Origin of the sequence: Micromonospora sp. NBC_01739 (assembly GCF_035920385.1) — a bacterium.
In the GTDB taxonomy this organism is placed as follows: Bacteria; Actinomycetota; Actinomycetes; order Mycobacteriales; family Micromonosporaceae; genus Micromonospora.
This window is the reverse complement of record NZ_CP109151.1, coordinates 1,304,000-1,322,800: the sequence shown is the minus strand read 5'-3', so window position 1 is coordinate 1,322,800 and position 18,801 is coordinate 1,304,000. Positions and strand designations below refer to the sequence as shown.

Genomic DNA, 18,801 nt, shown 5'->3' with positions numbered 1-18,801 from the left:
CGCTGGCGGCCGTACGCCCGGCGCCCGTCCTCACCTGCCGCCTCGCCACAAGCTGTCCCTCTGGAAGGCGTCGGCCTGATGGTGCGCGCGGCACCGTTGTTCCTTGCTGACCGGCTCGCCCCACGATTCCTTGCCGAGCAGCGGGAACGCCAACGACGTGTGCGGCGCTCGGCAGACTAGGCTGCCGAGCGCCGCACAGGGTATGTCCAGGTCGGGCGGGAGGGGTCAGGACTCCGACGGGTTGCCGGGCTTGTCCTCCAGGTCGGCCGAGCCCGCCGAGGTGGTCGGCTTGTGCGCCTCCTCCGTCGGGGTGGTCGGGGTCTTCGCCCGCTCGTCGTCGGCGGCCTCACCGGCCGCCTCACCGTCGAGCAGCGCGGTCAGGGCCGCCCCGGTGATCCGCCGGAAGGTACGCCCCACCCGGCTGCGGTCCAGGACCGCCACCTCCAACTGGTTCGCGGCGATCGTCCGGGCGGCACCGCCCTCACCACCGACACTGCCCAGCGCCTGCACCGCCACCCGCACGGCGTCACCGAGCGACATGTCCGGCTGGTGGTTCGACTTCAGCACCCCGGCGATCGCCTCGGACTGCCCGCCCATCGCCATCCGGCCCGGCTCGTCGTTCACCGAACCGTCGTAGGTGAGCCGGTACAGCGAGTCCTCCTCCGAGGTGGCCCCCACCTCGGCCACGCAGATCTCCACCTCGAACGGCTTGGACTGTTCGGTGAAGATGGCGCCGAGGGTCTGCGCGTACGCGTTGGCCAGCGCCAGACCGGTGACGTCACGCCGGTCGTAGCTGAGCCCGTTGAGGTCGGCCATCCGCACTCCGGCACGGCGCAGGTTCTCGAACTCGTTGTACCGGCCGACTGCGGCGAAGCCGATCCGGTCATAGATCTCACTGACCTTGTGCAGGGTGCTGGAGAGATTCTCGGCAACGAAGAGGACCCCGCCGGCGTAGCTCAGGACCACCGCGCTCCGCCCCCGGGCGATGCCCTTGCGGGCCAACTCGGAACGGTCGCGCATGATCTGTTCGGGCGAGGCGTAGAACTGCATGGCCACGGCGGCGGCTCTCCTTCAGGCGCTGGGCAACTGCGATCAGGTGGGGAATGCGGGAGCGGGTCAGCCGCCCGGGTTCTCCATCCGGCCGGCGACGACCCGCTCGGCGATGGCCGAGGTCTCCGCGTCGGTCAGCCGGTGCGTGCCCTGCGCCGTCGCGGTCATCACCACCGGGTAGATCCGCCGGGTCAGGTCCGGACCACCGGTCGCGGTGTCGTCGTCGGCGGCATCGTAGAGGGCCTCCACGGCCAGCCGTACCGCGTCGTCGACCGACAGGCCGGCGCGGAACCGCTTCTTCAACGCCGACTTGGCGAACAGTGAACCCGAGCCGATCGCGTCGTAGCCGGTCTCCTCGTACGGGCCGCCGGTGACGTCGAAGCTGAAGATCCGTCCAGCCCGGGCCGGATCCTTGGCGGCCAGGTCGAACCCGGCGAACAGCGGGATCACCGCCAGCCCCTGCATCGCGGCGCCGAGGTTGCCGCGGATCATCGAGGCGAGGCGGTTGGCCTTGCCGTCGAGCGAGAGCATCGCGCCCTCGATCTTCTCGTAGTGCTCCAGCTCCACCTGGAACAGTCGCATCAGTTCGATGCCGATGCCGGCGGTGCCGGCGATGCCGACCAGCGAGTACGCGTCGGCGGGGTGCACCTTCTCGATGTCCCGCTGGGCGATCAGGTTGCCCATGGTGGCCCGCCGGTCGCCGGCCATCACGACGCCACCGGCGGCAGCGATGGCCACGATGGTGGTGGCGTGCGGAGCCAGGTCGGCGGCCATGCCCGGGGGCAGCGGCCGGCGGCCGGGCAGCATCTCGGGGGCCACTTTGCTCAGAAACGACGTGAAGGAGGACGTCCCCGCGTTGGTGAACACATCTGGTAGACGCCCGGATGGATCAAAACCCGCTGCCACGTGGTTCCTCTCAGATACGTGATGGCCCTGGCCAGCCTCGTCGGACTGTCACGGAACTGGCCAAGACCACCGTTGCAGTTGAAGCAGAGTATCCCGCGCACCCACCCGGTGGCATGATCGTGGTCCACATGTTCCGGATCGGGGTCAGGCTCACCCGCCAAGACACCTGCTCAGGGCCATGGCTCCTCGCAGGCGTGCGGTAGCGACCGCCGCACAGGGCGGGTCCGGCAGGTTTCCGTCCACCAGCCCTCAACCGGCTAAACGGACGTATGCCTCACTGGCCTCCTTTTTGCACGTATCCTCTCACGAACTCTTCGGCGTTCTCCTCCAGGACGGAGTCGATCTCGTCGAGCAGATCGTCGACGTCCTCGGTGATCTCGGCGTGCCGCTCGGCGACCTCCGGGTTCGCCTCGACGGTGACGTCCTCGACCTCTTCGCCCTGACGGGACTTGCCCGACTGCGACTGACCGCCGCTGTCACGAGTGGCCACTGCTGCCTCCTCCACGATCTCCCTGCGATGAACTTACCTCGCGGGGACGACGAAACGCCCACCCGCGCCGGTATGTAAACCCCGCATCCGAAGACATCGACGAAGGCGGCCGGTCAGCCGCCGGTCAGGCTCTCCAGCAGATCCTTGGCGCTGGCGCACCGGTCGAACAGGGCCCCGACATGCGCTCGGGTGCCCCGCTCCGGCTCCATCATCGGTACCCGCACCAGGGATTCCCGCCCGACGTCGAAGATGACCGAGTCCCAGCTGGCGGCGACCACCTCGGAGGCGTACTGCGCCAGGCAGCGGCCCCGGAAGTAGGCCCGGGTGTCCTCCGGCGGCGCGGTCATCGCCGAGCGGGTCTCCTCGTCACTGAGCAGGGTCTTCATCGCCCCCCGGGAGACCAGCCGGTGGTAGAGCCCCTTCTCCGGGCGTACGTCGGAGTACTGCAGGTCGACCAGTTGCAGCTTGTGCGAACCCCAGGCGAGCTTCTCCCGGTCCCGGTAGCCCTCCAGCAACCGCAGCTTGGCCACCCAGTCGAGTTCGTCCGCGCAGAGCATCACGTCGCGGCCGAGACGGTCCAGCACGGACTCCCAGCGGTCCAGTACGTCGACGGTCTGCTCGTCGACGTCGCTGCCGTAGCGGTCATCCACGAACGCGCGCACCCGCTCCAGGTACGCCCACTGCACGTCCAACGCGGTCAGTCGGCGTCCGTCACGCAGCCGCATCCGATGGGTCAGCGAGGGATCGTGGCTGACGGCACGCAGTTCACCGACCGGATCGGCGATGCCGAGATCCGAGCCGAGGGCCTTCTCCTCGATCATCGTCAGGATCAGCGCGGTGGTGCCGACCTTGAGATAGGTGGAGATCTCCGAGAGGTTGGCGTCACCGATGATGACGTGCAGCCGGCGGTACTTGTCGGCGTCGGCGTGCGGCTCGTCCCGGGTGTTGATGATCGGCCGCTTCAGGGTGGTCTCCAGCCCCACCTCGACTTCGAAGAAGTCCGCACGTTGGGAGATCTGGAAGCCGTTCTGGCCGCCGTCCTGACCGATGCCGACCCGCCCGGCGCCGCAGACGATCTGGCGGGTCACGAAGAACGGGGTCAGGTACGCCACGATGTCGGCGAACGGGGTCTGCCGCCGCATCAGGTAGTTCTCGTGGGCTCCGTAGCTGGCGCCCTTGTTGTCGGTGTTGTTCTTGTAGAGCTGGATCGGGGCGGTGCCCGGGATGGTGGCGGCCCGCCGGGCCGCCTCCGCCATCACCCGCTCCCCCGCCTTGTCCCAGCGGACCACGTCCCGGGGGTTGGTGACCTCCGGAGTGGAGTATTCGGGGTGGGCGTGGTCCACGTAGAGCCGGGCCCCGTTGGTGAGGATGACGTTGGCCAGCCCCAGATCCTCGTCGGCGAGGGCCTCGGCCGGGTCGTACACCGCGCCGGAGTAGGTGAACCCCCGGGCGTCACGTAGCGGCGACTCCTCCTCGTAGTCCCAACGCGCCCGGCCACCCCGGTTGAGTTCCGGGCGGGCGCCGTAGGCGTTCACCACCTGGGAGGAGGTGACCATCGGGTTGGCTCCGGCCTGACCGGGCACGGAGATGCCGTACTCGACCTCGGTGCCCATGATCCGTCTTACGCTCATCGACCTACCCGCTTCGCTTGCCCGACCGATCCCCGTCATGTCCGAGGGTAGTCCGCTGCGGGGGCCAGAGGGGCCTGCCGTGGTGGTCGGTGTGCCGCGGGTCGGCCGGATCAACTCGGCGGATCATCGATAATCATCGTCTCGACGGTCACTCGCCCGGCCATTTCCGGCACGGCGCGCAGGATTCTGTTGACCCGTACCCGGGCTCCGTCAGTGACCGCCACCAGCCGGATCTCGCCGGGTACCCGGTGCAGCATCTGCCAGGTGCGACCCGGTTCCAGGAAGACCATCTCGTAGATGCCGGCCTCGGTCTGACCGGTGGTGCCGTGCAGGGTGGAGACGCAGATGTTCGCCAGGTAGGACTGCGACGGGCGGCGGTCGAGGATCAGGGTGGTGGCCCCCTCGACGGCCGGATAGCGCTGGTGGACCTGCTCGCACACTGCGGCCGACCGGGTGGGTGGATCGATGTGCTGGTGGACCCAGCGCTGCGCCCAACTGTCCGGTTCGACCACCAGCAGGCTGCGCTGCCAGCCGGTGACCCCGCCGAACCAGACCGTGGCGGCGGCCACGATCACGGCGGTGCAGGCGGCCACGACCGTACGCACCGCACGGCCACGGGTCGGCACCGGCAGCAGTCGCACCACTGCGGCGGTGCCGACGATGAGCAGCACGGTGGTGAGGTGACCGGCCTTGTTGAAGTAGTAGCCGGCCTGACCGCTGAGACTGATGCTGGCCTGACCGATGGCCAGGGTCAGCCCCACGCTGACCAGCAGCACGAACAGCCATCGTCGCCAGGCCGGGTCAGCCCGGCCGATCCGTACGGCGTGCAGCAGCAGGGCGGGCACCACGAAGGCCCCGAGGCCGCCCAGGGCCAGCCAGGTCTCGGTCAGGTCCGGTCCGACCGTGGCGGCCAGGGACTCGGTCTGGTTGGCACGGAACACCCCGAGCAGGATCGGCACCGGGGCCAGTAGGGCGGCGGTCAGGCCGATGACCAGGGTGCTGCGGCGCAGTCGGCGTACCTCCCGGTGGCGCAGCAGCAGCGCCCCCAGGACGAGCACCCCCGCGGCGGGCAGGAACAGGTAGTAGGTGTAGCCGATGCCGACCAGCAGGGCACCGAGCAGCAGGAAGTGTTCCCGGGGGGCGGCCAGTGGCCGGGCGACCAGCGCGGCGAGTACGACCGTGAGGGTCAGCCCGATCGTCTCGGTAGGGTAGCCGGACAGCAGCATGCGGGGCAGTTGGCTGCCGAGGATGAGGGCCCCGACCACGACGGTCAGCACGCCCCGGCTCAGCGGATGCAGCGGGCCGGGAAGGCGCTGTGCGGCCCAGAGCAGGGCCAGGACCAGCAGACCGAAGGTGGCCAGGTTCCACCAGAGGAAGGGCTCCACCGCGGCCGTCCCGGCCGGTCCGCCGCCCGGCGGGCTGCGGTGGCCGTCGAGCAGGGCTACCAGCAGGTGCCAGCCCTGCGGGTAGTACACCAGGGCGGAGAACAGGTCCTCGCGCACGGAGCCGGGGTCGACGAAGAGGTAACCCCCGTGTCGCCCGATGACGTCCACCAGGCTCAGGTGGCGCAGGTAGTCCTCACCCCGGTTGAGGATGCTGAGTCGGCTGCCGAGTTCACCGGCGCGGATCAGGGGCTGGGCCAGATACCAGAGCAGGGCCCCGGTGCCGAGGATGGGCAGCAGGTCGGTCCAGGCCGGGCGCGGCAGGGTGGGACGCCGCCCGGTGATCCCGGCGGTCAGCAGAAGGGCCGTGAGGGCGGTGCCGCTGACCGCTACCGGGTCCATCCCCCAGGGCCAGACCGCGAAGATCAGACCGGCGGCGGTGGTGAGGCAGACCAGCAGGACGGTGGCCAGCAGCAGCCGGTCTAGCAGGGTCCGTCCGCCGCGCAGCAGACTGGCGGTGGCCAGCAGCACCAGCGGGGGCAGCACCCAGCGGGCGTCGAGGGCGACCGCGGCCAGCGGCAGCAGCCAGGCCGCCGGCAGGGCGGCGAGCAGGGCCAGGTTGCCTCGACGGTACGGCGCGCCGGGGCTGACGGTGGGGCTCGATACGGCCGGCGGGGCCATGGTGCTCTGCTCGGCGGGCACGCGAAATCCTTGCATACGGGGAGGGTTGTCCGGAGTCTAGCGCCGAGGTCCGGTTTCCGCTCAGTGGGCGAGGTGCACACACGCAGGGCCCGTGACGGTTGTCGTCACGGGCCCTGCGGGCGCTGCGTCAGAGGTACTGGCCGGTGTTGCTGGCGGTCTCGATGGAGCGACCGGCCTCGGTGCCCTTGCCGCCGGAGACGAGGGTGCGGATGTAGACGATCCGCTCGCCCTTCTTACCGGAGATGCGGGCCCAGTCGTCGGGGTTGGTGGTGTTGGGCAGGTCCTCGTTCTCGCGGAACTCGTCGACGCAGGCGTCGAGCAGGTGTTGCAGGCGCAACCCCTTGCGGCCGGAGGTGAGGAACTCCTTGATGGCCATCTTCTTGCCCCGGTCGACGATGTTCTGGATCATCGCGCCGGAGTTGAAGTCCTTGAAGTACAGGACCTCCTTGTCACCGTTGGCGTAGGTGACTTCCAGGAAGCGGTTCTCCTCGGTCTCGGAGTACATCCGCAGGACCACCGCGTCGATCATGGCGGCGACGGTGGCCTGGGGGTCTCCACCGTGTTCGGCCAGGTCGTCGGCGTGCAGCGGCAGGCCGGGGAGGATGTACTTGGAGAAGATGTCCTTGGCCGCCTCGGCGTCCGGACGCTCGATCTTGATCTTCACATCGAGGCGACCGGGGCGCAGGATCGCCGGGTCGATCATGTCTTCCCGGTTGGAGGCGCCGATGACGATGACGTTCTCCAGGCCCTCGACACCGTCGATCTCACTGAGCAACTGGGGAACGATGGTGTTCTCCACATCGGAGGAGACCCCGGAGCCACGGGTCCGGAAGACCGAGTCCATCTCGTCGAAGAAGACGATGACCGGGGTGCCCTCGCCGGCCTTCTCCCGAGCCCGCTGGAAGATCAACCGAATGTGCCGTTCGGTCTCGCCGACGTACTTGTTGAGCAGCTCCGGGCCCTTGATGTTGAGGAAGAAGCTGGTGTGCTTCTCCTCGCCCCGCCGCTCGGCGATCTTCTTGGCCAGGGAGTTGGCGACCGCCTTGGCGATCAGCGTCTTGCCGCAGCCTGGCGGCCCGTAGAGCAGGATGCCCTTCGGCGGACGCAACTGGTGCTCCCGGAACAGGTCCGCGTGCAGGAAGGGCAGTTCCACCGCGTCGCGGATCTGCTCGATCTGGGAGTGCAGGCCACCGATGTCGCCGTAGTCGACGTCCGGCACCTCCTCCAGGACCAGTTCCTCGACCTCGCTCTTGGGAATCCGCTCGTAGGCGTACGCCGAGCGGGGTTCGATCATGAGCGAGTCGCCGGCCCGGATCGCACTGCCGATCAGGCTCTCGGCCAGGTGCACGATCCGTTCCTCATCGGAGTGCGAGACGACCAGTGCCCGGTCACCCGGCGCCCCCTCGGGGCCCACCAGGATCTCCTTGAGCATGACCACCTCGCCGACCCGCTCGTAGCCGAACGCGTCGACGATGTTGAGCGCGTCGTTGAGCAGGACCTCCTGACCGCGACGGAGTTCACCCACGTCGAGCGAGGGCGAGACGGCCACCCGGAGCTTGCGTCCGCCGGTGAAGACGTCCACCGTGCCGTCGTCGTGCCGGGCCAGGAAGACGCCGTACCCGCTGGGCGGCTGCGCCAGCCGGTCGATCTCCTCCTTGAGCGTCACGATCTGCGCGCGAGCCTCCTTGAGGGTGCTCACGAGGCGTTCGTTGTTCTCGGACAGCCGCGCCAGCTGCGCCTGAGTCGCGGCCAGCCGTTCTTCCAGCTGCCGCACGTGTCGGGGGCTTTCCGTCAACTTGCGCCGCACCAGAGCGAGTTCCTCTTGAAGGAACGCGACCTGCGTGGAGAGATCGTGGGCCTCCTTCTCCCACCGTGCGGCGCGCGAGTCCGCGTCGTCGCTGCGTGCCACGTCCCACCTCCCCGGGGGGCTTGAACGTTCTGACCTAACACTAGCCGCTATGAGCCCGATTCGGTCCTCCGCAACGCGCCCGTCACCGAAGCTTGATCGCCAGGGTGGGTTGGCGGGCGGGTACGGGCATTCGGGTACCGTCGAGGGGTGGGACGCGAGAACATGGGGGGTGCACCGGTGGCCGAGGTCGCGACCGACGAGTTGCAGGTCTGGGTGGACCAGGACCTCTGCACGGGTGACGGGCTGTGCGTCCAGTACGCACCGGAGGTCTTCGAGTTCGATGTCGACGGCCTGGCCTACGTCAAGGGCCCCGACGGTGAACTTCAGCAGACCCCGGGGGCCCGGGTCGGCGTACCGGAACACCTGCGCCTCGAGGTGATCGACTCGGCGCGGGAGTGCCCCGGCGAGTGCATCCACGTCGTACGCGGCAGCGACGGCGTCGAGGTGGCCGGCCCGGAGGCCGAGGACTGACCCACCCCGCTACTCACAGCAGCGGTCGACCGACCACCGAGGCGACCAGCCGGGCGAACTCCTCCAACCGGGCGATCTGCCCGGCCCCGCCGTCGTCCAGGGTCTTGCCGAAGCGCAGCGCGTCATGGCGGGGACCACCGGCCGCCTCCTCGCTGGGGGTGGCCTCGTCGAGCGAGGTCAGCAGCAGATAGACGTCGATGCTGTCCACCCGGATCTCGCCGTTGTCGTGGCGGAACAGCCGGCGGCGGCAGCCGACCTCGGTGACCGAGGAGACCGGCACCACCCGCAGCGATGAGGTCATCGACCCGGGTGGGCCCTCCCCCGGCGGCACGTCCTCGCCGTGCCAGAGCACCAGTCGGCTGCCGTCACAGACGACGACCTCCTGCCACACCCCGTTGACCTCGTTGACGAAGCGTTCCAGGGTGAAGCCGAGCACGGAGGCCCCCCGCAGCACCCCGCCGAGGGCCTCCAGGGCGACGTCCGGGTCACGCAGGTAGGCCCGCGCCGCCGATTCGAGGTCGGTGTAGGGCGACCAGTCCGGGAAGACCGCCGGCAGGTCGCCGCCGCCGAAACCGGGACGACTCATGCAGTCACCCCCGGCCACCGCCCACCCGCAGCCAGGTTCAGCCCGTTCACTGTCAGCCGCCCCATTCCGCCGTCACGGCCTGCCCGTCTCCTGCGTCGTGTCCGGTTGCGTCTGCGACAGGGCACTCGCCTGCCGGGCCGCCTCCGCGTCCCGCAGCGCCTGGCGACGTTGCACGTACGCCTCCGTGCCCTTGCTGGGTTTGCGGCGGCGCGGCGGTGCGGTGACTCCGGGGGCGAGCTTACGCGCGGAGACGAGGAAGGCGGTGTGGGCGATCATCCGGTGGTCCGGTCGCACCGCCAGCCCTTCGGCATGCCAGTCCCGCACCAGGGACTCCCAGGCCCTCGGCTCGGTCCAGCCGCCCCGCTCCCGCAGCGCCTCGACCAGCTCGGACAGCTGCGGGGTGGTGGCGACGTAGCCGATGAAGACACCCCCGGGCAGCAGGGCCCGCTCGACCATGTCGAGGTTCTCCCAGGGGGCCAGCATGTCCAGGATGATCCGGTCGAAACCCGTCTCGGTGCACTCGCCGACGTCACCGACGTGCAGACGCCAGGCCGGGTGGGGCCCGTTGAAGAAGGACTCCACGTTGCGCCGGGCGATCTGGGCGAAGTCCTCGCGCAGCTCATAGGAGTGCAGTTCGCCCCCGGCCCCGACGGCCCGCAGCAGGGAACAGCTCAACGCCCCGGAACCGGCTCCGGCCTCCAGCACCTTGGCGCCGGGGAAGATGTCCCCCATGGCGACGATCTGGGCGGAGTCCTTGGGGTAGATCACCTGGGCGCCACGCGGCATGGACAGCACATAGTCCGACAGCAGGGGACGCAGCGCCAGGAAGGCCGTACCGCCGCCGGAGGTGGTGACCACGCTGCCGTCGGGCAGCCCGATGAGGGCGTCGTGCGCCAGGATGCCCCGGTGGGTGTGGAACTGTTTGCCCGGCTCCAGGGTGACCGTGTGCATCCGGCCCTTGGGATCGGTCAGCTGTACCCGGTCGCCGGGCCGGAACGGCCCCCGGTGCACCGGGGTCAGCTCCGGTGTCTGGGCGGGCACGGCGTCCCCCGGGGTGGCCGGGTTCGAGTGGGTCACGGTCACGTGTTCATCTTCCGGTGAGGTTCGAGCAGTTGCGCCAGATCCGCGATGTGCAGAATGCCGACGACATCTTCGCCTGCGGTCACGAGGTACTGCGCGCCCGGGTGGGCCTGCACGGTCTCCAGCACCCGCTCCCCGTCGGTGTCCACCGGCATTCTCGGCAGGTCGGCCACCCCGCGGGCGACGGCGTCCACGGCCAGCCAGGGTCGGCGGTGCGGCGGTACGGCGGCCGCCGCGGCCGGGTCGACCACCCCCACCGGTCGGCCTGAGCCGTCGGTCACCAGCACGGCCACCGGCCGTCGCGGGGTGAGCTCTTCGGCCCGGCGCTGGGCCTCGGCCAACGGGGTGCCGGTGGGCACGGCGAGCACCGGCCGGGCCAGGTGGGCCAGGTCGACCAGGGGCAGCCGCCGGCCGATGCGGGCCAACCGGATCGACTGCCCGGCACCGTGCCAGATGGTCAGCGCGACCAGCCCGGTCAACGGCAGCGCCAGCAGACTGAGGATGTCGGCGGCGTAGAGCAGCCCGACCAGCGCCACCGTGCCCAGGGCCAGGACCCGACCCACCCAACCGGCCACCTCGGTGGCCCGGTGCCGGTCCCGGGTGATCGCCCACACCACCGCCCGCAGGGCCCGCCCGCCGTCCAGGGGCAGGCCGGGCAGGCTGTTGAACAGGGCGACGATGACGTTGCTCACCGCCAGTTGGAAGGCGAGCTGATGGGCCACCGTGCGGTCGGGCAGGGCCAGGGTGGCGGCGACGGCGGCCCCGCCGAGCACCGCGGAGACCGCCGGCCCGGCCAGGGAGACCAGCAGGTCCACCCGGGGTGAGGGGGCGTCGCGGTCCATCTCGGTGTACCCGCCGAGCAGTTCCAGGGTGATCCCCCGCACCCCGATGCCGAAGTGCCGTGCGGTCAGCGCGTGGCCGAGTTCGTGGGCCAGCACCGAGCCGAGCAACGCACCGACGAACCCGGCGCCGACCAGGTAGCCGGCGGCGGGCGAGAGCTGCAACCGTTGGCCGGCCAACTCGCCGTAGAGCACGATGATCAGCACTGCCAGCAGCAGGATCGAGGCGTTCAGGTACAGCGGCACCCCGAAGATCCGACCGACCTGTAGGCCGGAACGCCGGCCTGGCCGCGGCTGCCTGCTCTGTTCCACCGAGCCGATGCTACGCGGCCGGAGATCACCTGTTCGGTGCGGCGGCGGCTGCACTGTCGTACCGGTGCCTTAATGTTCCACGGCATGACAGCGGATCCGGTGATCACACAGCAGGTTGCGACCGCGGCCCCGTTGCCGCCGACCGTGCGGGCCTCGCTGTCACCCTCACGGGCGGCCGACTTCAAGACCTGCCCCCTGCTCTACCGGTTCCGCAGCATCGACCGGCTGCCCGAGCGGCCCACGGTCGAGCAGGCCCGCGGCACCCTCGTGCACGCGGTGCTGGAGCGGCTGTTCGACCTACCGGCGGCCGGCCGCACCCCGGAGGCCGCCGGTGATCTCGTCGCCCCGCAGTGGGACCGGCTGGTCACCGAGCAGCCGGAGCTGGCCGGGCTGTTCACCGACGAGGGGCAGGTCGACCCGGCCGAGTTCCTGCGTTCGGCGGCGGGCCTGCTCAAGGGCTACTTCGCGGTGGAGGATCCGCGCCGGTTGGAGCCGGCCGAGCGGGAGAGTCTGATCTCCGCGGTGATTGACGACGAGTTGCTCATCCGCGGCTACCTGGACCGGCTGGATGTGGCCCCCGACGGCGCCTTGCGGGTGGTGGACTACAAGACCGGCGGGGCGCCCCGCGAGGCCTTCGAGTCTCGGGCCTTGTTCCAGCTCAAGTTCTACGCGCTGGTGCTGTGGCGTACCCGGGGGGTGGTGCCCCGGGTGCTGCGGCTGCTCTACCTGCGCGACGCCGAGGTGTGCGACTACACCCCGGAGGAGGAGGAACTGGTGCGTTTCGAACGCACCGTGGTGGCGCTGTGGCGGGCCATCGAGCAGGCCACCGCCGCGCAGGATTTCCGGCCCCGTCCCAGCCGGCTCTGCGACTGGTGCAGCCATCAGTCCCTCTGTCCCAGCTACGGCGGCACCCCGCCGCCGTTTCCGGAGCAGGCCGCGATACCCGACCCGCTACGTGATGCCCGGTCCCGTCCGGCGCAGCCCGGCGCGGACGAGTGACCCTCGTCCCCAGGGAGGAGCCCGGGGTCACCACCCGGGATGATCTTTCCTGGGGACGGAACGGCTAGCGTCGGGCTGTGTACACAGGGCTGAGGCAGCGGCTGCGCCGGCGTCCGCTGGTCGCCGACGGCCTGCTGGCGGTCGGGCTGGTCCTGGCCGAGGCCTTGCTCACCCTGCTGACCCCACGGGAGTTCTGGCCCCGGTCCCTGCCGGTGGCCCTGGGCTGGAGCCTGCTGTGCGCCGCTCCGGTGATCCTGCGCCGGTTGGCGCCCTGGGCCGCCGTGACCGCCGCGGTGGCGACCCTGGTCCTGCCGATGCTGTTCGAGGCGAACGTCGCGACGCAGAGTTTCACCTTCGCCGTGCTCACGTACACCCTCGCCGCCCACCACGCGATGCGCCCGGCGTTGCTGGCCGCCGTGCTGCTGTGGGTGCCGGTGTCCCTGGTCAACGCGCTGGTGCTGCCGGCGGAGTCGCTGCCCCAGCTCAGCTCGGCGTACCTGATCGCGAACAACCTGCTGGTGGGGATCGTGTCCTTCTCGGTGGGTCGGGCCGTGCACGCCCGACGTACCTCGATCGAGGCCCTGCGGGAGCGGGCCCGGGTGGCCGAGGCGAACCAGCGGGCCCTGGCCGAGCAGGCGGTCGCCGACGAGCAGCGCCGCATCGCCCGGGAACTGCACGACGTGGTGGCCCACCACGTCAGCGTGATGGGGGTGCTGGCCACCGGGGTCCGGCGGGTGCTGCGCCGTGACCCGGACGCCGCCGACGAGGCCGTCGCCACCATCGAGGAGACCAGCCGGGCCACCCTGCGGGAGTTGCGACGGCTGCTCGATGTGCTGCGTACCGAGGCGGAGCCGGCCGCCGACCTGGCCCCACAGCCGGGGTTGGCCGGCATCGAGACCCTGGTCGAACAGGTACGCGAAGCCGGGCTGCCGGTGACCCTGACGGTGGCCGGCACCCCGGGGCCGGTGGAGCAGGGGGTGGCGCTGACCGTGTACCGGATCGTGCAGGAGGCGTTGACCAACGCCCTGAAACATGCCGGTCAGGCCACCGCCCAGGTGCGGGTCGGTTTTCCCGGCGACGCCGTGGAGGTGGAGGTCACCGACACCGGCCGGGGACCGGCACCCGGGCACCGCAGGGTCGGGCACGGCCTGGTCGGGATGCGCGAGCGGGTCGCCCTCTACGGTGGTGTCCTGCGCACCGGGGCCCGCACCGGCGGCGGCTACCGGGTGTACGCGCGCATCCCGGTCGAACCCCTGGCCGACGCCCGGCGAGCGGCACCCTGACCCCGGAGGATGAGATGGCCGAGCCGACGACGTCGACCCGACCGGTGCGCATTCTGCTCGCCGATGACCAGCCGTTGCTGCGTACCGGATTCCGGATGGTGCTCGGCGCGGAGCCGGACCTGGACATCGTGGCCGAGGCCGGCGACGGCGCGGAGGCGGTGGAGTTGTCCCGTCGGCTGCTGCCCGACGTGGTGTTGATGGATGTGCGGATGCCCCGGATGGACGGAGTCAGCGCCACCCGGGCGATCGTCGAGGCCCAACTGCCGGTCCGGGTGCTGATCCTGACCACCTTCGAACTCGACGAGTACGTGGTGGGTGGGCTGCGGGCCGGGGCCAGTGGCTTCCTGGCCAAGGACGTGCCGGCCGAGGACCTGGTGGCGGCGATCCGCACGGTGGCCGCCGGTGAGGCCGTGGTGGCCCCCCGCATCCTGCGCCGGCTGCTGGACCGCTTCGCCGACGTGCTGCCCGATCCGGCGGCCGCCCCACCGCCGGCGTTGAGCAGGCTCACCGACCGGGAACGGGAGGTGCTGGTGCAGGTGGCCCGAGGGCTGTCCAACGCGGAGATCGCCCGGACCCTGTCGGTGAGCGAGACCACCATCAAGACCCATGTCGGACATGTGTTGACCAAGCTCGGGCTGCGCGACCGGGTGCAGGCGGTGGTGTTCGCGTACGAGTCGGGTCTGGTCCGGCCGGGGGCGTAACGTGACCGTTGCGGCGATCACATAGGGTGACGTTCTGCACCTAAGACGGTTGCCGTTCACGGGGGTAAGGTCGCGGATCGTCGTCGGGACGACGAGCCTCATCGACGCTCATCGTGCTGGTCGGGGTTAACCCTGACCCCGAGTGGGGGGCTACCCGCAGTCTGAGATCCGCCGCATCTCCGCCCGGAGTTGTAGGGAACCACGGCGCTTGGCGCAGATGATTGAAGGCGTGCCGAGATCCACCGGGGGCGGCACGAGATGAACAGCGACGGAGAGGTTCTTGACGTGACCGCTACGACAGGCCGATCGGCAGAGGCCGCAGCCCGAGCGAGCGACGTGTGGAAGGTTTACGGCAGCGGCGAGGCTCAGGTCATCGCGCTACGGGGGGTCACTGCCGAGTTCGAGCGTGGCCGGTTCACCGCGATCATGGGCCCCTCGGGCTCCGGCAAGTCGACACTGATGCACTGCCTGGCCGGGCTGGACACGGTCACCCGGGGCACGGTGCACGTCGGCGACACCACGGTCACCGGCCTGGGGGACGCCGGCCTGACGAAGTTGCGCCGGGACAAGATCGGCTTCATCTTCCAGCAGTTCAACCTGCTGCCGACGTTGACCGCCAAGGAGAACATCCTGCTGCCGCTGTCCATCGCCGGTCGCAAACCCGACCCGGCGTGGTACGACACCGTGATCGACACGGTCGGGCTGCGGGACCGCCTCGATCACCGGCCGGCCCAGCTCTCCGGTGGCCAGCAGCAGCGGGTGGCGTGCGCGCGGGCGCTGGTGGCCCGCCCCGAGGTGATCTTCGCCGACGAGCCGACCGGCAACCTGGACTCCCGCGCCGGCGCGGAGGTGCTCAACTTCCTGCGCAACTCCGTACGCCAGCACGGTCAGACCATCGTCATGGTGACCCACGATCCGACCGCCGCCGCGTACGCCGACCGGGTGGTCTTCCTCGCCGACGGGCAGATCGTCTCCGAGCTGATCGAGCCGACCGCCGACACCGTGCTGGACACGATGAAGAAGCTGGACACCCTTACCGAGGTGGCCGGCTGATGTTCCGGGCGACATTGAAGAGCCTGCTGGCCCGCAAGGTCCGGCTGATGTTGTCCGGCCTGGCCGTGGTGCTGGGCGTGATGTTCGTCTCCGGTGCCTTCGTCCTCACCGACACCCTCGGCCGTACCTTCGACCAGATCTTCGCCGACGCCTACGAAGAGGTCGACGTCAGTGTGGCCGCCAAGCCCAAGGTGCAGGGCAACGGCATGGAGGGCATGCAGTTGGCCAGCCCGGTGCCGGCCGCCGCCCTGCCGACGGTCCAGGCGGTCGAGGGGGTGGCCGAGGCCACCGGTGTGGTGGTCGCCGACGGGGCCCGACTGATCGGCAGCAACGGCAAGGTGGTCGCCTCCTTCGGGCCGCCGCAGATGGGCGGCAACTGGGTCGGCCAGGGCGACCTGGTGCAGTTGCGGGATGGCCGGGAACCGCAGGCCGACGACGAGATCGTGATCAACAAGGGTCTGGCGACCACGGCCAAGGTGGCCGTCGGCGACCGGGTGGGGGTGCTCACCCTGGCCCCGCGCAAGGACTTCACCATCGTCGGCATCTTCGGCTACAGCGGCGACCGGGACTCCATGGGTGGCGCCAACGAGATCCTGTTCACCACCCCGGTGGCGCAGCAGCTGATGCTCGGTGAGCCGGACGTCTACAGCAACATCGTGGTGACCGCCGCAGCGGGGGTCTCCGACACCCAGTTGCGCGACTCGGTGGCCGCCGCGGTCGGCGACGGCTACGAGGTGAAGACCGGTGAGCAGCTCTCCGCCGAAGCCTCCGCCGGGCTGAAGGAGGGGCTCTCCTTCTTCAACCGGATCCTGCTCGGCTTCGCCGCGGTGGCCCTGCTGGTCGGCACCTTCCTCATCCTCAACACCTTCTCGATCATCGTGGCGCAGCGCACCCGCGAGCTGGCTCTGCTGCGGGCCGTCGGTGCCAGCGGCAAGCAGATCATCGGCTCGGTGGTGCTGGAGGCCATCGCCATCGGCCTGATCGCCGCGGTGTTCGGCCTGGCCGCCGGCATCGGCATCGGGGCCCTGCTGGCGGCCCTGTTCAGCAACCTCGCCGGCGGGATGGACCTGGCCGGGATCGGGGTTCCGGCCTCCGCGGTGATCGGCGCCTTCGGGGTCGGCCTGGTCATCACCGTGCTGGCGGCGCTGCTGCCGGCGCTGCGGGCCGCGCGGATCCCCCCGATCGCGGCGATGCAGGACGTCGCCACCCCGGACCGCCCCCTTACGAAGATCACCATCGCCGGGGCGGTGGTCACCGCGATCGGCGCCACCCTGCTCTTCCTCGGCCTGGGCGGATACGCCGGAGGCAACACCCTGGCCACCATCCTGGGTGGGGTGCTGTTCGCCTTCATCGGGGTGGCCCTGCTGACCCCGCTGATCAGCAAGCCCGTGGTGGCCGCCCTGGGGGCGATCTTCTCCGGCTGGGTGCCCGGCAAGCTGGGCCGGCTCAACTCCGGCCGCAACCCCCGCCGTACCGCCATCACGGCCGCCGCCCTGATGGTCGGCATCGCCCTGGTCACCGGCATCACCGTCATCCTGGATTCGGCCAAGAGCAGCATCAGCGGCCTGGCCCAGGACACCGTCAAGGCGGAACTGGTGATCGCCGGGGCGCAGTCCGGCCCCCGCCCCCCGACCTTCGACCCCGCCGTGCTGGAGGAGGCGAAGACAATCCCCGGGGTACGGCTGGTCGACGGCCTCTACGGCGACATGTCCCTGGTCGACGGCGAGCGCACCTACACCGGAGCGGTGACCGAACCGGCCGCCCTGCGTCAGGTCTACAGCCTGACCGCCTCCGCCGGGAACATCGACCGGCTGGGCCCCGGTGAGCTGCTGGTCAGCACGGACACCGCGAAGGACCGGGGCCTGTCGGTCGGCTCGACCGTGCCGATCCAGTTCGCCCGGGGTGAGGTGCAGACCTTCACCGTCACCGGCGTCTTCGACGACTCACCGCTGTTCACCGGGGTGCAGATGGTGGTGCCGACCCAGTCGGCCGCCGACTTCACCATCCCGCAGCCCATCCAGGGCTTCGTCCAACTGGAGTCCGGCACCTCGGTCGACCAGGTGCAGCCGCGCGTCGAGGCGCTGCTGGCCAACAGCCCCGAGGTCTCCGTGGTCAGCCTCGACGCCTACATCGAGCAGCAGGCCGGTCAGCTCGACAGCCTGCTCACGATGATCCGCATCCTGCTGGCGCTGGCCATCGTGATCGCCGTACTCGGCATCATCAACACCCTGGCCCTGTCGGTGCTGGAGCGGACCCGGGAGCTGGGCCTGCTGCGCGCCATCGGTCTGAAGCGGTCGCAGACCATGGGCATGATCACCGTGGAGGCGGTGGTGATCTCGGTGTTCGGCGCGCTGCTCGGCGTGGTCGTCGGCACCGGACTGGGTGCCGCCGTGGTCGAGGCCCTGCGCGACGAGGGCATCACCGACCTGGTGCTGCCCTGGGGCCAGATGGGGGTCTTCCTCGGCCTGGCCGCCCTGATCGGGGTGATCGCCGCGGTGCTGCCGGCGATCCGCGCCGCCCGCATCAACGTCCTGGGCGCCATCGCCCACGACTGAGGTGTAAGGAAGGGCCCCCTGTTAACGCCTGGTGCGGTACAGGGGGCCCTTATTAACATCCAGCGGCCGCCGGCGCAGGCAGCCGCGGGCTGGGACGGCGGCGGGTGCGGACGTCAGGCGGCGGAGCGGGCGAGCAGGGCGGCCAGCAGCTCCAGGTCCGCCGCCAGCAGGCTCTCCACCTGATGTACGCCGTCACGCGGCGCCAGCGGCACCTCCGCCGGCACGGCCAGCACCGCCGCTCCGGCGGCCACCGCACTGGCCACCCCGGTGACCGAATCCTCGATCGCCACACACCTGTCGATCGGTACGCCGAGCAGCCGCGCCGCCGTCAGATAGGGCTCCGGGTGCGGCTTGGTCGCCTCTACCTCGTCACCGCAGACCACCACGTCGAAGCTGGACCGGCCCAGGGTGTCCAGGGCGATCTCGACCAGCGCCCGGCCGCTGGAGGTGACCAGGGCCGTCGGGACCTGGGCCGCCCGTACCGCCTCCAGCAGGGCCAGGGCACCCGGGCGCCACTGCAGGCCGGTACGGAACAGTTCTAGGATCCGCCGGTCGATCCACGCCGCGCTGGCCACCGGATCCCGGTGCGGCTGGCCCAGGTCCTCGTGCAGGATCCGCATCGAGTCCGCCATCCCGGTGCCGACGATCGCCCGCCGCGCCTCGGCCGAGAGGCTGCCCCCGTACGTCTCGGCCAGCTCGGCCAACGCCACATCCCACAGTCGCTCGCTGTCGACCAGGGTGCCGTCCATGTCGAACAGCACGGCGGCGGGGTGACTGGTCACCGGATCCTCCTCGCATCGGGTACCCGGTGAATCCTGTCAGCCCCGCGCCACCGTACGCCCGACCCGGTGA

Annotated in this window: 17 protein-coding genes; 6 read left to right on the top strand and 11 right to left on the bottom strand. The window is 70.5% G+C overall.

Annotated elements, in window-relative coordinates; genetic code table 11:
- Positions 1-225 precede the first annotated feature (225 nt).
- The 7 genes from prcA to arc form a co-directional block, all read right to left on the bottom strand.
- Positions 226-1,056 (bottom strand): proteasome subunit alpha, encoded by an 831-nt coding sequence (gene prcA, locus OIE53_RS05945; RefSeq protein ID WP_327025552.1) that lies wholly within the window; start codon positions 1,054-1,056, stop codon positions 226-228.
- Positions 1,057-1,116: 60 nt separating this feature from the next.
- The gene (prcB, locus tag OIE53_RS05940) at positions 1,117-1,956 is read right to left on the bottom strand and encodes a proteasome subunit beta (protein ID WP_327025551.1); all 840 of its coding nucleotides are present in this window, start codon (positions 1,954-1,956) and stop codon (positions 1,117-1,119) included.
- The gene (locus OIE53_RS05935) at positions 1,875-2,057 is read right to left on the bottom strand and encodes an endonuclease domain-containing protein (RefSeq protein WP_327027100.1); all 183 of its coding nucleotides are present in this window, start codon (positions 2,055-2,057) and stop codon (positions 1,875-1,877) included. Before OIE53_RS05935 ends, prcB begins: the two co-directional genes overlap by 82 nt.
- 173 nt (positions 2,058-2,230) lie before the next feature.
- Positions 2,231-2,446 (bottom strand): ubiquitin-like protein Pup, encoded by a 216-nt coding sequence (locus tag OIE53_RS05930; RefSeq protein ID WP_013734319.1) that lies wholly within the window; start codon positions 2,444-2,446, stop codon positions 2,231-2,233.
- Positions 2,447-2,559: 113 nt separating this feature from the next.
- Positions 2,560-4,077 carry a depupylase/deamidase Dop gene (gene dop / locus OIE53_RS05925; protein ID WP_393340532.1) on the bottom strand — a complete coding sequence of 506 codons (1,518 nt, stop codon included), beginning with the start codon at positions 4,075-4,077 and terminating at the stop codon, positions 2,560-2,562.
- A gap of 110 nt (positions 4,078-4,187) precedes the next feature.
- Positions 4,188-6,161: a hypothetical protein gene (locus tag OIE53_RS05920; protein ID WP_327025550.1), complete on the bottom strand. Its 1,974-nt coding sequence runs from the start codon at positions 6,159-6,161 to the stop codon at positions 4,188-4,190.
- A 127-nt stretch (positions 6,162-6,288) separates the two neighbouring features.
- Positions 6,289-8,070: a proteasome ATPase gene (gene arc, locus OIE53_RS05915; protein ID WP_327025549.1), complete on the bottom strand. Its 1,782-nt coding sequence runs from the start codon at positions 8,068-8,070 to the stop codon at positions 6,289-6,291.
- 177 nt (positions 8,071-8,247) lie between these two features.
- Here arc and OIE53_RS05910 point away from each other — a divergent pair, with 177 nt between their 5' ends.
- Positions 8,248-8,541: a ferredoxin gene (locus OIE53_RS05910; RefSeq protein WP_327027098.1), complete on the top strand. Its 294-nt coding sequence runs from the start codon at positions 8,248-8,250 to the stop codon at positions 8,539-8,541.
- 13 nt (positions 8,542-8,554) lie between these two features.
- On the opposite strand, the gene OIE53_RS05905 is transcribed toward OIE53_RS05910, so the two are convergent.
- The 3 genes from OIE53_RS05905 to OIE53_RS05895 form a co-directional block, all read right to left on the bottom strand.
- Complete coding sequence (locus OIE53_RS05905) at positions 8,555-9,127, bottom strand: hypothetical protein (protein ID WP_327025548.1); 573 nt, start codon at positions 9,125-9,127, stop codon at positions 8,555-8,557.
- A 72-nt stretch (positions 9,128-9,199) separates the two neighbouring features.
- Complete coding sequence (locus OIE53_RS05900; RefSeq protein WP_393340535.1) at positions 9,200-10,210, bottom strand: tRNA (adenine-N1)-methyltransferase; 1,011 nt, start codon at positions 10,208-10,210, stop codon at positions 9,200-9,202.
- Positions 10,207-11,358 carry a site-2 protease family protein gene (locus OIE53_RS05895; protein ID WP_327025547.1) on the bottom strand — a complete coding sequence of 384 codons (1,152 nt, stop codon included), beginning with the start codon at positions 11,356-11,358 and terminating at the stop codon, positions 10,207-10,209. Before OIE53_RS05895 ends, OIE53_RS05900 begins: the two co-directional genes overlap by 4 nt.
- Before the next feature lie 84 nt (positions 11,359-11,442).
- On the opposite strand from OIE53_RS05895, the gene OIE53_RS05890 reads away from it, so the two are divergent.
- The 5 genes from OIE53_RS05890 (at position 11,443) to OIE53_RS05870 (ending at position 17,949) form a co-directional block, all read left to right on the top strand.
- Positions 11,443-12,357: a RecB family exonuclease gene (locus OIE53_RS05890; protein ID WP_327025546.1), complete on the top strand. Its 915-nt coding sequence runs from the start codon at positions 11,443-11,445 to the stop codon at positions 12,355-12,357.
- Positions 12,358-12,434: 77 nt separating this feature from the next.
- Complete coding sequence (locus OIE53_RS05885; RefSeq protein WP_327025545.1) at positions 12,435-13,640, top strand: sensor histidine kinase; 1,206 nt, start codon at positions 12,435-12,437, stop codon at positions 13,638-13,640.
- Positions 13,641-13,654: 14 nt separating this feature from the next.
- Positions 13,655-14,341: a response regulator transcription factor gene (locus tag OIE53_RS05880; protein ID WP_327025544.1), complete on the top strand. Its 687-nt coding sequence runs from the start codon at positions 13,655-13,657 to the stop codon at positions 14,339-14,341.
- Between the two features lie 285 nt (positions 14,342-14,626).
- Positions 14,627-15,394 carry an ABC transporter ATP-binding protein gene (locus OIE53_RS05875; protein WP_327025543.1) on the top strand — a complete coding sequence of 256 codons (768 nt, stop codon included), beginning with the start codon at positions 14,627-14,629 and terminating at the stop codon, positions 15,392-15,394.
- Positions 15,394-17,949 carry an ABC transporter permease gene (locus OIE53_RS05870; RefSeq protein WP_327025542.1) on the top strand — a complete coding sequence of 852 codons (2,556 nt, stop codon included), beginning with the start codon at positions 15,394-15,396 and terminating at the stop codon, positions 17,947-17,949. The genes OIE53_RS05875 and OIE53_RS05870 overlap by 1 nt, the downstream gene beginning before the upstream one ends.
- 113 nt (positions 17,950-18,062) lie before the next feature.
- Here OIE53_RS05870 and OIE53_RS05865 read toward each other — a convergent pair whose 3' ends face one another.
- Positions 18,063-18,710 (bottom strand): HAD family hydrolase, encoded by a 648-nt coding sequence (locus OIE53_RS05865; protein WP_327027096.1) that lies wholly within the window; start codon positions 18,708-18,710, stop codon positions 18,063-18,065.
- Positions 18,711-18,801 lie beyond the last annotated feature (91 nt).

Coding starts and splice junctions, on each gene's coding strand:
- OIE53_RS05890 (WP_327025546.1), top strand. CDS start 11,443: ATGACAGCGGATCCGGTGATCACACAGCAGGTTGCGACCGCGGCCCCG.
- OIE53_RS05870 (WP_327025542.1), top strand. CDS start 15,394: ATGTTCCGGGCGACATTGAAGAGCCTGCTGGCCCGCAAGGTCCGGCTG.
- dop (WP_393340532.1), bottom strand. CDS start 4,077: ATGAGCGTAAGACGGATCATGGGCACCGAGGTCGAGTACGGCATCTCC.
- OIE53_RS05880 (WP_327025544.1), top strand. CDS start 13,655: ATGGCCGAGCCGACGACGTCGACCCGACCGGTGCGCATTCTGCTCGCC.
- OIE53_RS05905 (WP_327025548.1), bottom strand. CDS start 9,127: ATGAGTCGTCCCGGTTTCGGCGGCGGCGACCTGCCGGCGGTCTTCCCG.